Source organism: Marinobacterium alkalitolerans (genome assembly GCF_017776525.1).
GTDB classification, from domain to species: Bacteria; Pseudomonadota; Gammaproteobacteria; order Pseudomonadales; family Balneatricaceae; genus Marinobacterium; species Marinobacterium alkalitolerans.
In genome coordinates, this window is record NZ_JACVEW010000009.1 from 117,713 (window position 1) to 133,056 (window position 15,344).

Here is a 15,344-nt window from a genome sequence, read left to right on the forward strand (position 1 = left end):
CCTAAAGCAGCGGTTTGCCGCTGCTGAGTTCACGTGCCACCGACTGGATGGCCGTTTCATGCTGCTGCTCCAGCTCACGCATCTCCTTCTCATAGCTGCGCTGCAGTTTGCGCGGCAGTGCCTTCCACTCCTCCTTGATCGGGATATGGCTGGTTTTGTCGTGCACCTCGGTGATGACCGCATATGCTTCCTGCTCCAGCAGCTGGGGCCGGAAGTTCTCCAGCAACACCTTGAGACGGATGCAGCCTTCGGTCATGGACATCTTGTCGTCGTGCAGAATGGCGCCCGCTACCAGCCGAATGCTTTCCTGCAAATACTGGTGACGTTCTTCCAGCGCTTCGATGGCCGCAGCCTCTCGCCTGGCCTGTTCCGTTCGCTCAGCACGCGCACGGTGCAATTGACGATAGATAATCAGAGACAGGATGGCGATGGCGACCAGACCGGCAACAATCAGGCTGTAAATCAGGGGGGTGCTCATGCGTACCTCATACAAAGTGAACTGCACGGGCATTATGCCAGACGTGCAACAAGTATCACTACGCAAGACGTGACTCGGTCAGTTTGCCTGAACAAAAGAAAACGGCGGGAGAACCCGCCGTATCAGAGGTGGTTACTCAAAGGTTCTCGGTTTGAGGTTGGCCGGCTTCAGGAAGGGCTTGCCGCCGGTGTTGTCGTGCTGACCCAATACCTTGCCGTTCACTTCGGTGCCGTAGCGAGTGTGCTTGTGGAAACCAATGAACTGCTCCCGGGTTTCGCGTGCATCACCGGTGTAGCGCGGGTCCTGAGGACGCTCATGACTGTTGATGAACCAGGCCACGTTCCAGGCTTCGTCATCGGTCAAGGACCCTGGCTTGCTCAACGGCATGTTGTTCTTGATAAACGATGCCGCCGTAAAGATACGGGTCATGCCGGCGCCCCAGTTGTAGGCACCATCGCCCCACAGCGGCGGGAATACCACCTTGCCGTCTTTCTTCTGGCCCTGACCGTCGGCACCGTGACAGATGGCACAGTTGGCCTCATAGACCGCCTGACCCTTTTCGTAGCTGACCCCTTCCGGAATCTTGTTGCCCAGATGACGGAAGCCTCGGCCCGCGATGTTCTTTTCGTACACCGGTGCCTTGCGCGCCAGCCACTGGTGATAGGCTGCCAGCGCCAGCATGTCATCACTGCCATAGGCCGGGGGCTGACCGTTCATGGAATAGGCAAAGCAGCCTGCAATGCGTTCTTCCAGTGAGTTGACGTGCTTGTTCTTGCCACGGTAGTCCGGCAGTGTGGTCGCCGCCGGCCAGACAGGACCGGACCAGTTCAGGCGACCTTCGCCCATGTGGCAGGTTTTACAGTTCATGTCGTTGAAGACGTACTTGCCGCGGAACTGCTGGGTGTTCATGAACATGTCGCGGCCCTTCAGAATGACCTTGCGCAGTTCCGGGTTGATGGACTCGTCCGTCATCAGATCATCGACGCTGGGCGCCTGATGTACGTACTGCCCTTCCTTGGGTTCAGGCAGGTTGATCGGAACCTTTACGTCCTGTGCCACTGCGGGCGCAGCCATCACGGCAGTGGTGATCAGCATGAGTGTGTATGTGCGCATCTTATTACTGCCCCCCTGCCTTGGCCGACAGGCTGCCCAGATAGGCGGCTACGGCTTCAATCTGTTGTTCTGTCAGTCGTTCGGCCACACCGGTCATCAACTGGTTCGGATCGTTGTGGCGTGAGCCATTGCGCCAGGCATTCAGCTGTTGCTTGATGTAGGTGGGGTGCTGACCCGCCAGTGCCGGGAAGCTCGCCCCCATGCCCTGACTGTCCGGGCCGTGGCAGCTTTCACAGGCGGGAATGTAATGATCCCAGTCACCGCGCGTCGCCAGCACCTTGCCACTTGCCAGCAGACTGGCCTCCGCTTCGACAGCCGTATCCGGGCTGGGGAGGCTGGCATAGTAGGCGGAGACATCCAGAATCTGCTGTTCCGTCAGGTTATCCACATTGGGCTGCATCACGCCGCTGACACGTGTACCGGCGTTGTAATCTCGAATCTGTTTCGCGATGTAGTCCGCATCCAGACCTGCCAATTTGGGAAAACCTGCCGCGTTATTACCGGCACCATCCATCCCATGGCAGGCCAGGCAGGGGGCACCGCTGCCATCGCCCTTCATGGCGACCTGCTGACCATCAGCCACTACTCCCTGTGCCTGTACCACACTGCTGCACAGAGCAGCTGACGCCAGTGCAAGGCGCCAATTCAGTTTCAACATGGCACTCCCTCATATTGAGAATATCTAATAAAGATTGATCTTAATCAATCTAACCTTATTCCGAGATATTCTCAACGGTTGTGGATACAACGAAAGCCGTATCCGCTGTTCAACCTGTGAGGAGACGGCCACGCAGGCCGCTGGCACGCCTTACGCGCGCACGCACGGCTTCCTCCAGCCGAGCCGGATGCGTCAGCAATAAACTGAACCAGCGACTGGCGCGTGTAATGCCGGTGTACACCAGTTCCCGCGTCAGCACCGGGTTCTGATTCGGAGGCAGTACCATGGCCGTATGGGCGAACTCGGAGCCCTGTGACTTGTGCACCGTCATGGCGTACACAGTTTCAATCGACTGTAACCGGCTGGGCAATACCCACTTCAACGTACCGTCAGACAGCGGGAACACGACTCGAAGCAGGGGGGCTCCCGCTTCAGAGAGCACCTTCAGCGTGATACCGATATCCCCGTTCATCAGCCCCAGCCCGTAGTCATTGCGCGTGACCAGTACCGGTCGCCCTTCATACCAGCCTTGAGTCCGCTCAATCAGCCCCGCACTTGCCAGGGCCGTGGCGATACGGTCATTCAGCCCTTCCACGCCCCAGGGGCCGCGACGCAGGGCACACAGCAGTTGAAACTCGGCAAAGGCTGCAAGTACCTGTCGGGCCCAGTCATCCCGGGCAGACGGATCCTGTGCCGCCGGCCGTTGTTCATGGATCAGGCTCAGATAATGGCGATAGCCTCTGGGAGCGGGCCCTTCTGCAGCCGGGAACACATGCCTGTCGCCCAGCACCAGACGTTCCAGTGCGGCATCGTTTTCGCCTTTCAACCTCAATAACCCCAGGTCGACATACCCGGCCTGAAACACCTGCTGTACCCGCTCAGGATCACCGGCATTCACGGCCCGTGCCAGCGCTCCGATACCGCTGTCGGCCCCAAAGCGGTGACTGTGTCTGAGCATGGCGATCGATTGGGACAGCGGGCGTTGGGACGCTTCACCTTCTGCCGCCTGCCAGGCGGCCACATCCTGCCCGGTCTGTTGTGCCAGTTGCCTCAAGGTTTCAGGTGCATACCCGCCCTGATCGGCCCCTTCACAGAGATCCCCCAATACGGAACCGGCCTCCACCGAGGCCAGCTGGTCCTTGTCGCCCAGCAGTACCAGACGGGCCCGTGGCGGCAGTGCCGCCAGCAGTTGATGCATCATTTCCAGGTCGATCATCGAGGCTTCATCGACGACCACCAGATCCGCATGCAGCGGGTTATCAGCGTTATGCACAAAGCGGCGGGTATCCGGGCGTGCCCCCAGCAAGCGGTGCAAGGTGGTGACCTCTGCCGGAATATGCGACTGCAGGTGTGCCGGCAAGCGCCCGATCGCGCCGCTGATGGACTCGGTCAGACGTGCAGCGGCCTTGCCGGTGGGTGCTGCCAGCCGTATGCGCAGCACCTCACCCTGCGCCTCGGCCAGACTCTGCAGCAGCGCCAGCAGTTTGACCACCGTGGTGGTTTTGCCGGTGCCGGGGCCGCCCGTAATGATGCCGAAACGTCGACCGGCCATCAGTGCACAGGCCAGCTGCTGCCAGTCCAGATGTCCGTCCGCGGGCGTAAACAGTTCGGCCAGCCGTTGTCGCATAAGGGATTCGTCCACGGGCAGCGCCTCCAGGCGATGGCCGATACTGGCAGCCACATCCACCTCGTAACGCCACTGCCGATACAGGTAGAGGCGTGTGCTGTCAGGCTCAAGTACCAGTGGCGTGGGCGGGTCCCCATCCCCGACCAGTGCCGAACTTTCCAGTGCGCCGAGCCATTCATGGCGTTCAACCCCTTGCAGGAGTTCAGCCGGACGGTCCGGCAGGGCTTCACCGAACTCGCCATCCGGCGGCAGAGAGAGGGCCGCATCCGGAGTCGACAGAAGCGCATCGATATCCGCACAGATATGCCCGCGCCCGAGCTGGTGACTGGTCAGCACGGCGGCCAGCAGTATCAATGGGGAGGCTTCCGGTTCCAATGTATGCAGAAAGCGCCCCAGCGCCAGATCCAGCGCACGAATCCAGCCCCGCTCCTGCCAGCGCTGCAGCAGGCTTTCCAACGCACGCCAGTCGGACAGCGCCGGGTGCCGCTGCACCTGCAGGGGAAAGAGATCGGTCTGCTCAGTCATGGGTTGCCTCCTGCCCTGCCAGCAGGCAGTCGAGCCTGTGGATCAATTCAGCCTCGGGACGGTCGATACAACAGCCGTGAAGATCAGCCGCGTTGATGCCTCTCAGAAACAGGTAGAGTGCGCCGCCCACATGCTGTTCATAGCCCTTGATCGGGTCTTCGGCATAACCGGGCAAGCGCGCCTTCAACAGGCGATGCAGCGCCACCAGATAGAGGACGTACTGCACGTCGTAGCGTTTGGCCAATACGGCAGCCTGCATGTTGTCGAGGCCATAGTGGCTGTCATCGGGGCCGAGCCAGTTGGATTTGTAGTCCGCCACCCAGTAGCGCCCTTCATGTTCAAACACCAGGTCGATAAAGCCCTTGAGCATGCCGCCCAACTGCTGAGGCGCCAGCGCCGGGCGAGGCTGCCCCGGCAATACGTGGCGGCTGATAATCCGATCCAGCTTGACCACGGGCACCTCGGCCACCTCGAACCAGAACTCCAGCTCAGCCTGATATCGGGTCAGCCCGGACAGGCTCACACTGTCGTCCATCAGGGGCAGCGGGGTACGCAGCAGCTGCGCCAGCCAGCGATCCAGCACCGGCAGCCAGGGCTCCCAGTCACGCCGCTGGCAACGGGGAGCGAGGTATTCCTGACGCAGGGCTTCATTGCCCGCCACCTGCTCAAACCCCTGCTCTGCAGCCCATTCCAGAATGCCGTGCAGGAAGGTCCCGGCCTGAGGACCTTTCCAGAAATGATGGGGGTCATAGGCAAATTCAACCTGAGCGGCAGCGGTGGTTTCGTCACGGCTTTCACGCGCGGTTTCCTCGGTCGCATTTTCCGCCGCTTCGGGCGTTGGCATGAGGGGCTCAGCCAGCCCCTGCAACTGGGCGATGGCACTGTAACTGGCGATCCACCAGCGCTCGGATACCACCGGGCGCTCACAGATACGGGCGTCTGCCAGTGACCGGCTGTCACCTGTCTGAGGCAACACGGTGGATTCGACCGGGGGCGGAGCCTCGACTTCAATCACGCCACCGCTCACCAGCGGCTGCAGCAGTACCTGCAACGCAGGGGTGTCCGTCTTGTCCTCACAGCCCAGCAACTGGCCGAACGCGCTCTTGTGAACGCTCAGCGAGCGGTTCCGCTTGATGGCCGCCACCCCCAGCCAGCAGGCATGCACGGGACGTGTCAGGGCGACGTACAGCAGTCGCAGATCCTCCTGCAGCCGCTCTCTGTCGGCCGCCTTTTTGGCGTCGGCATGACCGCTGTCCAGCTCCAGCACCGCCCCTGCATCCGTTTGATAGCGGTAACTGCCGTTGTCGGCGCTTACTTCGCGGTAGCTGCAGACAAAGGGCAGAAAGACCAGCGGGTACTCCAACCCCTTGGACTTGTGGATCGTCACCACCTGCACCAGGTCGGCATCGCTTTCCAGCCGCATGATATGTTCATCACCGGCGTTACTGCTGTTCAATACCTGTTCCTGCAGATACCGGATCAGTGCCAACTCGCCTTCCAGCTGGCTGCTGGCGGTCTGCAGCAGCTCGGCCAGGTGCAACAGGTTGGTCAGTACCCGCTCACCGTTGGTCACTTGCAGCAGCCGGGCTGGCAACTCGAACAGATCCATCAGGTGACGCACCATGGGCAGCACCCCCTGTCGCTGCCAGCACTCCCGCAGATCACGGAAACGCTCGACTTCCCGCTCCCACTCCTGCTCATCGCGGGTTAACTGCTCCAGCCGGGCATAACTCAGCCCCAGTGTGGCCGTGGCCAGCGCTCCCTGTACCAGCTCGGCACGTTCCGGCTCGGCGCAGGCCTTGAGCCAGCGCCAGAGGTCTTCCGCTTCCACACTGGCATATACCGAAGCCTGATCGGACAGGTACACACTGCGTACGGCCCGGCGCTCCAGGGCCTCACGCATCACCCGGGCTTCGCTGCCACTGCGCACCAGAATCGCGATATCACTGGGCTTGAGCGGCTTCAGCTCATCCGTCTCATCCCGAAAACCGGCCCTTTGCTGTTGCGCCAGCATGAGCAGTCGACAGATTTCGCTGGCACAGTGCTCGGCCATTTGCTGACGGTAGTCGCCCACGGCAACCCCTTTGCCGTCTTCATCGGTGAGCAGCCAGTGAGTCAGCGCCGCCGGGCGAGCCCCGTCGACCTCGAACACCTCTTTGCGACCATTGGCGTCCACCGGGATGAAGGGCAAGGGGTTTTCGCCATCACGCGCGAAGCGAAACGCCCCTGCCGGCTGTGCCGCTTCAGCCTGCTCAAACAGGCGGTTGACGGCCGTTACCAGTGCAGACGAGGAACGGAAGTTGCGCCCCAGCGTGTAGTGGCGCCCGGCCGTGTCCTGACGTGCCTGCAGGTAGGTGTGAATATCGGCACCGCGAAAGGCGTAAATCGCCTGTTTGGGATCCCCGATCATCAACAGCGCCGACTTGTCCTGCATCATCTCGGGTGACTGTTCACTCTGATAGACACGGCTGAAGATGCGGTATTGCAGCGGGTCGGTATCCTGAAACTCGTCGATCAGGGCCACCGGGTACTGACGCCGGATGGTGGTGGCCAGATGCTCGCCACCTTCTCCCTGCAACGCCTGATCCAGCCGCACCAGCATATCGTTGAAGCCCAGCGTGGCCGCCCGCTCGCGGGCGCGGGCAAAGCGCTGCTGAATCCATTGGGCGGCGTGCAGCTGCACCGGCTGCACCGGCGGCTGCGTCTTGAGGTAATCGACCAGCTGCTGCAGGCACTCGAACACGGGGTGCGCCGGGGTCTGCCCCTGCCTGGCCTTGGCGGTCTTGGCCGTCAGTTTCTCAATACCAAAGTGGGCCAGCGCCTCCGCTGCCAGCGCACTGCCCTCTGCCCAGTCCGCCATATCAGCGAACTTGTCCGGCAAGGTCGCAGGCTTGTAGCTCTGGTTGTTCAGAACCTTGTTCTGCGCCGCGGTCATCAACAGGGATTCAATGCTGTCACGCTCTGCCAGCCAGAGGTCACGTGCCCGCTGCTCGAGTGCTTCCTTTTCTGGCAGCCAGGTCTCAAGTGCAGCCGCGAATTCGGTTGGCGACTGCGGCGCCGAGAGCGCTTCACCCTGAAAACAAACGGTCTGATCGCCCGGCTGCAGCAAGGGCCTGAGGTGTTTCAACAGGCTGTCAGGCGTGGAAGCCAGATCGCTGAGTGCCTCCGCGGCTGCAGGAGACAGCGCATAGCACCAGCTGCGCCAGTAATCGCGTGCCATTTCGGTCAGCAGCTCACTGTCGTCCTGCTCCAGCTGTTGCTGAAACAGGCTGCCGGTATCGAAGGCATGCTGGGTCAGCATCCGCTGGCTCCAGCTGTGAATGGTGTATACCGCTGCTTCATCCATCCACTCGGCGGCCTGTTCCAACTTGCGTGCCGCCAGCGCACGCGCCTCTTCATCCGTATATTCAGGCTCTGCCAGCAGTTGCTGCAGGAAGGGGTCCGGCTCGCTCTTGCCTCTGAACACCTGGGCGGCCTCGGCCAGGCGGCTGCGAATACGGTCTCTGAGTTCACGGGTAGCGGCGTTGGTGAAGGTCACTACCAGAATATCCGGTGGCAACAGCGGCCGGCCAAACCCCGATTCATCATCCCCGTGCCCGAGCACCAGACGCACGTAAAGCGCCGCGATGGTAAAGGTTTTGCCGGTTCCTGCACTGGCCTCAATCAGGCGCTGACCGTGCAGCGGGAACTGCAGCGGGTTCAATGTCTGTGGGCGTGTGGCGTTCGCTCTACTCATGCGTCCTCCCCTGACAGCAATTCACCCTGTTCCGTTAAGGGCCGGTACAGGCGGTCAGCCCAGTCTTCCAGACCGGATGCCAATAACGACTCGAAATCGGGCCAGGCCCGTTGCAGGTAGCGATCCGCCCCCTCCCCCGGATAACGGCTGTTGCCGGTGTAGGCGCTGGCCGCCAGATCCACCGGATCTTTCCCCTCGGGAGCCGTGAACAGCGCCAGACCGGTACGGCAGGCCAGAGGCGCAGGTGCCTCCAGCGCCTGCAGGTATGAGGACAGGATCTGATCGAGCAGCTGCTGTGCCAACTCGGGCGACATCGGGCGCAGACGCGCAGATGTATCGGGCCCCACCAGGAAGGTGGTCAGTGAGTACCCGCTTGCACTCACCGCCAGATGATCCACCCAGGCGCGCACCAGCCGATGCCAGCGGGGCGCCCCCTTGTCGCTGATCGCCTGGGGCGATGACAGTATCAGTGCCAGCGTGCCGGATGTCTGATGCCGGTATAATCCGCTGACCCAGTCTTCCAGACGAACCTCACCCTGCTCGGCACTCAACCTGAGCTGCAGCTCAAGCGGCTCGTGCAGCGGTTCCCAGTTGGCCTGCAGTTGCTCGAGATGGCGCAAGGTGGACGCGGCCGGGCTGATAATCTCCCGCACGGCACGCTCAGCGTACGGACCCAGCGGCAACTCGCCTGCCCGCTGCCAGCGAGCCAGCTGCTGCTGTATGCCGGTTTCGTGGCTGTCGGCCTTGAGGCCGGCTTCGATCAACGCCGATCCGAGCCGGAACTGATCCAGTCGGTCAAAATTGAACGGCTCGTGCTCGGCCTGCTCCGATTCCAGCGCTTCAAACCAGACGCCCAGACGCTGGTTGAAAAAGGTGTGTACCGGGTAGCGCAGGAAACGCTGCAACACCTTGAGGTTCAGCGTTTCCGGCAATACCAGTGGCGGCAGCTCAGCGACTGTTGTCTCTGTGCTGCCTTCATGTACCTCGCGCCACTCACGCGCATAGGTGAACAGGCGCGGATCCTGTGCGAAGTAGCGCGGACTGAATGGCTGCAGAGGATGTTCTGTCGTCAGCCGGCTCAACACTTCAGTGCCGTCTTCGATGCACCAGCCCTGCGCCAGATGATCGCGCAGCTGTGCCACCAGAACCGAAGGCGGCTGCTCGGCGTTGTCCCGTACACTGCGTCCGACCCAGCTGATATAGAGCGCATCACGTGCCGACAGCATCGCCTCCAGAAACAGATAGCGGTCATCCTCGCGGCGTGAACGGTCACCGGGACGATAGCGCCCAACCATCAGGTCGAAGTTCATCGGCGGCTGTACCCGTGGATAGTCACCGTCATTCATGCCAAGGAGACACACGCGCTTGAACGGGATCGCGCGCATGGGCATCAGGGTGGCAATATTGACCGCACCGGCCATGAAGCGCTGTGACAGGCTCATCTCGTCGATGCCGTCGAGCCAGCTGTCCCGGACTACCTCCAGCGGCAGCGTTCGCTCCAGTTGCGCCTCGGTGCAGGCATCCTGCCATTGCTGCAGTCGCTGCAGCAGCCGCTCCATCAGCATCAGGTCCTGATCGCTCACCGGACGTAAAAAGTCATCCAGCACGGACGTCAGTGTCCGGCTCCACTCCAGATGCGACTGCGGGGTAAGCAAGTGCTCACGCAGGTGCAGCAGTGCGGTCACCAGTTCCGCCAGCGGCCCCACCTGTGCCGCCTCAAGTCCACCCACCTCGCCATAGGCCTCAATGCCGGCAAAGGTCTGTTCATCCCCCATCATGTAGCCCAGCAGCATCCGTCTCAGCCCGAACAGCCAGGTGTTCTGCTCCAGCCCTTCCGGCAATTCGAGCCCTGCTCGCTGCTCGCTGTCCAGGCCCCAGCGAATGCCGGCATCACGGATCCAGTGCTGGAGCCGTGGCAGATCCTGCTCCGCCATGCCAAACCGTTCCCTGATCGCAGGGACCTCCAGCAGGTCGAACAGCTGACTGATACCGAAACGCTCCTGAGGCAGATGCAGCAGCAGTTCAAGTGCGATCAGCAAAGACGCCTGTCCACGGTTCTGCTGGTCATTCAGAGTAAAGGGGATGTAACGCGCATCCTGCGCTGGCAGGCGTCCGAACACGGCCCGGATGTGCGGTGCATACTGGTTCACATCGGGCACCATCACAATGATGTCGCGCGGCTTGAGCGCCGGGTCTTCCTGAAACCACTGCAGCAGTTGATCGTGCAGGATTTCAACTTCCCGCTGACGGCTGTGCGCAACCTGAAAGGTCAGTGAGCGATCACTTTCACTCAGCGTTCTGGGTGTTGAGGGCAGCGGTTCCAGCTCCAGAATGTCCTGCTGAATCTGATTCAGCAGGGAGAGCTGTTCGAGCTCAGGCTCCGGCTCGTCAAACAGGTCGATACGCTGAAACCAGTCACGGTACTGGTCGGTATTATCGAAGGCATCCAGCAGGCGAATATAGTCGCGCCCCTGTTTGCCCCAGGCGGCCAGCAGAGGCTGTGCATAGAGGTGCAAGTCGGCATCGTTTACGTCTGCCGGCATGCCGGCTTTCAACGCCTGACGGCGCCGGGTGCTTCTCAGCAGCTCCTTGCCGTCAATGATATCGGCCCAGTAGTGGCGGCAGGGGTTGTGCACACAGAGCAGCACCTGGGTATGTTCAGCCAGTGCCGACAGGGCTTCGATAAACTGCTGTGGCAACGCGGATATCCCGAAGATCACCACGCGCCGAGGCAGTGCCCGGGGCCTGCCGGACAACTGCTGACAGGCGTGTAAAAACTGCTGATGCAGGTCGGCCCGGCTCAGCCCCCGTTGCTCGGGGCTCATATCCTCACGGATGACCCGCCACAGCAGTGGCTGCCACCTCTGCTCTTCCGGCAGCGGCTGTTCCTGTCCCTGAGCATCAATCAACACATCACGGCCCGCTGCCCAGGCACTGAGCCAATCCGCGCGATAGACCTGATACTGATCGTAGAGATCGGCCAGACGTTCGGCCAGCTGGTACTCCTTGCGAGCGGTCACATCCTCTTTGAGGAATCGCTCTAGCTGGGCACACTCCGGCCGTGCCATCAGCTCCGGCAACAGCCGCAGCAAACGCCAGGTCAAACGGGATTTGTCGTAAGGCGAGGTTTTCGGAACTGCTGACTCACCCAGCACGGCCCGATAGGCCTGCCACAGAAATGCCGAGGGCAATTGAATGTCGAGCGCGGCGGCAATACCGCAACCGGGCTGCTCCGGGTCGTCGGGTGAGCGGGCCAGTGCCAGCTGCAGCCACTGTGCAATACCGTTGCTCTGAACCAGCAGCGTTTCATTTTCGAGGACAGCCAGAGGGTTCTGCTTTAGCCAGTAAACCAGCAGCTCACGCAAGCTCTCCGGCCGGTTGCCATGAATAATGGCCAGACCCGGGGCCGGCTGTTCTGCCTCAATGAATGTCACGTCACGCTCTCCCTGTTCGGCTACTGCATTCTGCCGGGACCATCCGACTTGCCATTATGATGTTGATGGAGGTCAACAATCCGCCTAACTGTTTACAGATTCAAACAGTTTATCACCGTACAATCGATACCCAATAATAACGATCCGGTAGTCATTTTTATGCCGAAGCGCACCCCCACAATTCGACGCTATCTGTTGAACCGCACCTTTCTGTATTCAGCCATCGGGTTTCTGGTGCTGTTGCTGGTGTGCCGCCAGGCCTATCAGGCCAGTATTCGAGACAGTGCCGAGGAGATTGCTCGCTCGGTTGCACAGAATACCTTCAACTCGATGTATCTGGTGATGAGCCAGGGCTGGACCCGGCAACAGCTGGAGCAGTTCCTGAATGAGCTCTCGCACGGGGAGAAGGAAAGCACCGACATCAATGTCAACGTATTCCGCGGGCAAAACGTGACGGACCTGTACGGGCCGATCGAGCAGCCGCCATTGAATGCCACCATGCGGCAGGCCATGCTGGATGGCAAGCCTCAGGCACAGCATGACGGCAATCGTCACACCTATCTCTACCCTCTGCAGGCGGAAGAAAAGTGTCTGGGTTGTCACACCAACGTTGAGGCTGGCGACAATTTGGGGTTGATCGAGGTGTCACAGGACCTGACCCAGCAAATGGCCATCGCCAATCGCAACCTGCTCTACTATCTGCTCATTCTTTCCCCTCTGCCGGCCCTGTTCGGGTTCCTCGCCGTGCGTGCCGTAACCCAAAAGGTGAATCACTCGGTGGACGAGCTGAGCCACCGCATTGCCCGAGTTGAATCACTGGATGATCTGGGCGAGTTGTCGCGGGATGGGGAAAACCTGGGATTCTCCGAGCTGAACCACATTTTCCATCAGGTCGAGACACTGGCCGGGCGCCTCAACTCCATTGCCGTGGACAAGGATCTGCTGGAATTTGAAATTCGGCTGCTGGAGAAGTTCGTTATCACCTCCGAGGTGGTGCGTGACTGGCGCGAATACATCAACATGCTCATGCTGGATATCAATCAGGTAATCCAGATCTACACCATGTTTTCCATCTTCAAGGTGGACGATGAGCTGTTCGACCTGGAGATTTTCTGGCTCAAGCCGCCCACCCGAGAGACGCGCCAGATGATGGAAGAAGCCGTGCTCAAGCGGCTGCGCACCAACCAGGGATTCTCTTTGCCCGGTGAAGTCGTGATTCACCACAACCATGTGCACTCCGATGGCGAGATGACCCTGGACCAGACTGAAATTGAGCTTCAAACCAAGTCACTGCTGGTCGAGACACCCAAGATCGGGGGTATTGTCGGTATCGGTGTGCACTCGGACATCGTCAAGAACAACACCAAGGTGCTGGTGCTTGAGAGCGTTCTTTCCACCCTGCTCAACGTGGTGGGCTCGGTGAAGGCGATCTACAAATACACCCGCGACCTTGAGTATTACGCGACGCGCGACCCGTTGACCAACCTGTATAACCAGCGCATGTTCTGGGAACTGCTAGACTACGAGCTGGATCGCTGCGAGCGCCACGACTACCCCGTTGCGCTTATGCTGGTCGATCTGGACAACTTCAAGTCCGTCAATGACGGATATGGCCACGCCGTAGGCGACAAGCTGCTGCAGCAACTCTCGCTGGCGATGCAGGCACAGCTGCGCACCGGTGACATCCTGGCCCGTTACGGGGGTGACGAATTCGTTGTTGTTCTCCCGGAAACCTCGGCCCAACAGACAGAAATCATCGCGGAAAAGCTGCTGCACTGCCTGCAGAACTTTACCCTTGAGGTGAATGAAGGCTCCACGGTCCGGGTCACCGGTTCTATCGGGGTGGGCATGTTCCCCGAGCATGCCAACAACCGCAAGGACCTGTTCATGTTCGTGGATAACCTGATGTATCGCGCCAAGAATCAGGGCAAGAACCGCATCAGCCTGCCACACAAAAATGATGTGGCCGATATCTTCCACGACATGAATCAGAAAATGCTGCTGGTCAACGAGGCGATCGAGAACCGCAGCATTATCCCGGTATTCCAACCAATCCAGCCCATGGAGGAGGACACCCCGGCAGTCGAAGTCCTCAGCCGCATCGAGTTGCCTGACCGACTGATGTCAGCGGGTGAATTCATTGAGATCGCCGAGTCCATGGGCAAGGTCCACCTGCTTGACTACATCGTCATGGAAAAGGCCTTCATGGCCGTCAATGAAAGCGGCTATGAAGGGCTGGTATTCATCAACCTCTCGCCCCGTGCCGTTCTGGTCCGCGACTTCCTGAACACGCTGCATGAGCTGACGCAGAAACATGCCATCACACCCAACCGCATTGTGTTTGAAATCACGGAGCGAGATACGGTCAAGAACATGGGGCTGCTGGAGCAATTCGTCCGCAGCCTCAAGGATTCAGGCTACCGACTGGCCATCGATGATTTCGGGTCTGGCTTCTCGTCTTTCCACTACCTGAAATACCTCCCCATCGATTACGTCAAAATCGAAGGCGAATTCATCGCCAACATGGGGAACGACCCCAAGGACATGGCCTTTGTTGTCAGCATCACCGAGCTGGCCCAGAAACTGAACCTGAAGACCGTAGCCGAGTTTGTCGAAACGGAAGAGGTACTGGAAATGGTACGTTCGGTCGGTATCGACTATGCGCAAGGCTATCATATCGGGCGCCCACAACGGGAATTGCCCACAGTCTGACGGCTGCTGTTTCGGCAGGGCTCCCTGATCGCTGGAGCCCTGCCGCCTCTCTGATAGAATGCGGCCCGGATCGTTATTTCTGCTTTACCTCACCCTTTGCCCTGCTGCCTGCGACAGCGCCTTCATCTGCCTGTCACGGGGCGCTTTTAGGCTGGGCAAAAACCATTGCGAGATTAATCACCATGATCAACCTGGAAGGCAAGAAAGGCCTGATTCTTGGCATTGCCAATGACCAGAGCATCGCCTTTGGCTGCGCTGATGTACTGCAGCAGTTGGGAGCTGAACTCTGTATTACCTATCTGAACGACAAGGCCAAACCCTACGTTGCGCCGCTGGCTGAACGGCTGGAAGCCCCTCTCTTCCTGCCCTGTAACGTTGCCAAGTCAGACGAGCTGGAAGCGGTCTTTGAAACCATCGAAAGCGAGTGGGGATCACTGGACTTTGTGGTTCACTCCATTGCCTGGTCGCCCATTGAAGAACTCCACGGCCAGCTACTGGACTCCAGCAGCGAGGGGTTCTGCAAGGCCATGGATATTTCCTGCCACTCCTTTATTCGTACCGCCAGGCTGGCCAAGCCTCTGATGAAACAGGGCGGTACCCTGCTGACAATGAGCTATCAGGGCGCTGAACGCGTGGTGGAAAACTACAATATGATGGGGCCGATAAAGGCAGCACTAGACAGTTCTGTACGCTACCTGGCTGCCGAACTGGGGTCTGAACAGATCCGTGTACATTCCCTGTCCCCAGGGCCGATGCCAACCCGGGCGGCCAGCGGCATTCAGGCGTTTGATCGCCTGATGCAGGATGCCATCGAGCGCTCTCCGCTGCACCAGTTGGGCACTCCTGCTGATGTCGGCAATATGGCGGCCTTTCTGATCAGTGATCAGGCGCGCGCCATGACCGGCAACCTGGTGCACATCGATGCCGGCCATCACCTGATGGCCTGAGTTACTCAACGTAGCCGCTCCCGAGAGCGGCTCCCTTTTTCACCCGCCCATAACGCAAAAACCCCGGCCTCAACGAGACCGGGGTTTTCACTTAATTAAATGCTTGGCGATGAC

General features: G+C 60.1%; 8 protein-coding genes. 2 read left to right on the forward strand and 6 right to left on the reverse strand.

What is annotated here, in order from left to right; genetic code table 11:
* Position 1: 1 nt before the first annotated feature.
* The 6 genes from H9C73_RS07665 to recC form a co-directional block, all read right to left on the reverse strand.
* The gene (locus tag H9C73_RS07665) at positions 2-478 is read right to left on the reverse strand and encodes a DUF2489 domain-containing protein (RefSeq protein ID WP_209287226.1); all 477 of its coding nucleotides are present in this window, start codon (positions 476-478) and stop codon (positions 2-4) included.
* 132 nt (positions 479-610) lie between these two features.
* The gene (locus H9C73_RS07670; RefSeq protein WP_209287227.1) at positions 611-1,591 is read right to left on the reverse strand and encodes a c-type cytochrome; all 981 of its coding nucleotides are present in this window, start codon (positions 1,589-1,591) and stop codon (positions 611-613) included.
* Positions 1,592-1,595: 4 nt separating this feature from the next.
* The gene (locus H9C73_RS07675; RefSeq protein ID WP_209287228.1) at positions 1,596-2,249 is read right to left on the reverse strand and encodes a c-type cytochrome; all 654 of its coding nucleotides are present in this window, start codon (positions 2,247-2,249) and stop codon (positions 1,596-1,598) included.
* Positions 2,250-2,358: 109 nt separating this feature from the next.
* Complete coding sequence (gene recD, locus H9C73_RS07680) at positions 2,359-4,401, reverse strand: exodeoxyribonuclease V subunit alpha (RefSeq protein WP_209287229.1); 2,043 nt, start codon at positions 4,399-4,401, stop codon at positions 2,359-2,361.
* The gene (gene recB / locus H9C73_RS07685; protein ID WP_209287230.1) at positions 4,394-8,137 is read right to left on the reverse strand and encodes an exodeoxyribonuclease V subunit beta; all 3,744 of its coding nucleotides are present in this window, start codon (positions 8,135-8,137) and stop codon (positions 4,394-4,396) included. The genes recD and recB overlap by 8 nt, the downstream gene beginning before the upstream one ends.
* Complete coding sequence (recC, locus tag H9C73_RS07690) at positions 8,134-11,571, reverse strand: exodeoxyribonuclease V subunit gamma (protein ID WP_328797951.1); 3,438 nt, start codon at positions 11,569-11,571, stop codon at positions 8,134-8,136. The genes recB and recC overlap by 4 nt, the downstream gene beginning before the upstream one ends.
* 159 nt (positions 11,572-11,730) lie before the next feature.
* Here recC and H9C73_RS07695 point away from each other — a divergent pair, with 159 nt between their 5' ends.
* Entirely contained in the window at positions 11,731-14,283 is a 2,553-nt protein-coding gene (locus H9C73_RS07695) for a putative bifunctional diguanylate cyclase/phosphodiesterase (RefSeq protein ID WP_209287231.1), read from the forward strand.
* Between the two features lie 182 nt (positions 14,284-14,465).
* Positions 14,466-15,230, forward strand: a complete 765-nt coding sequence (fabI, locus tag H9C73_RS07700) for an enoyl-ACP reductase FabI (protein ID WP_209287232.1) — start codon at positions 14,466-14,468, stop codon at positions 15,228-15,230.
* Positions 15,231-15,344: the final 114 nt, after the last annotated feature.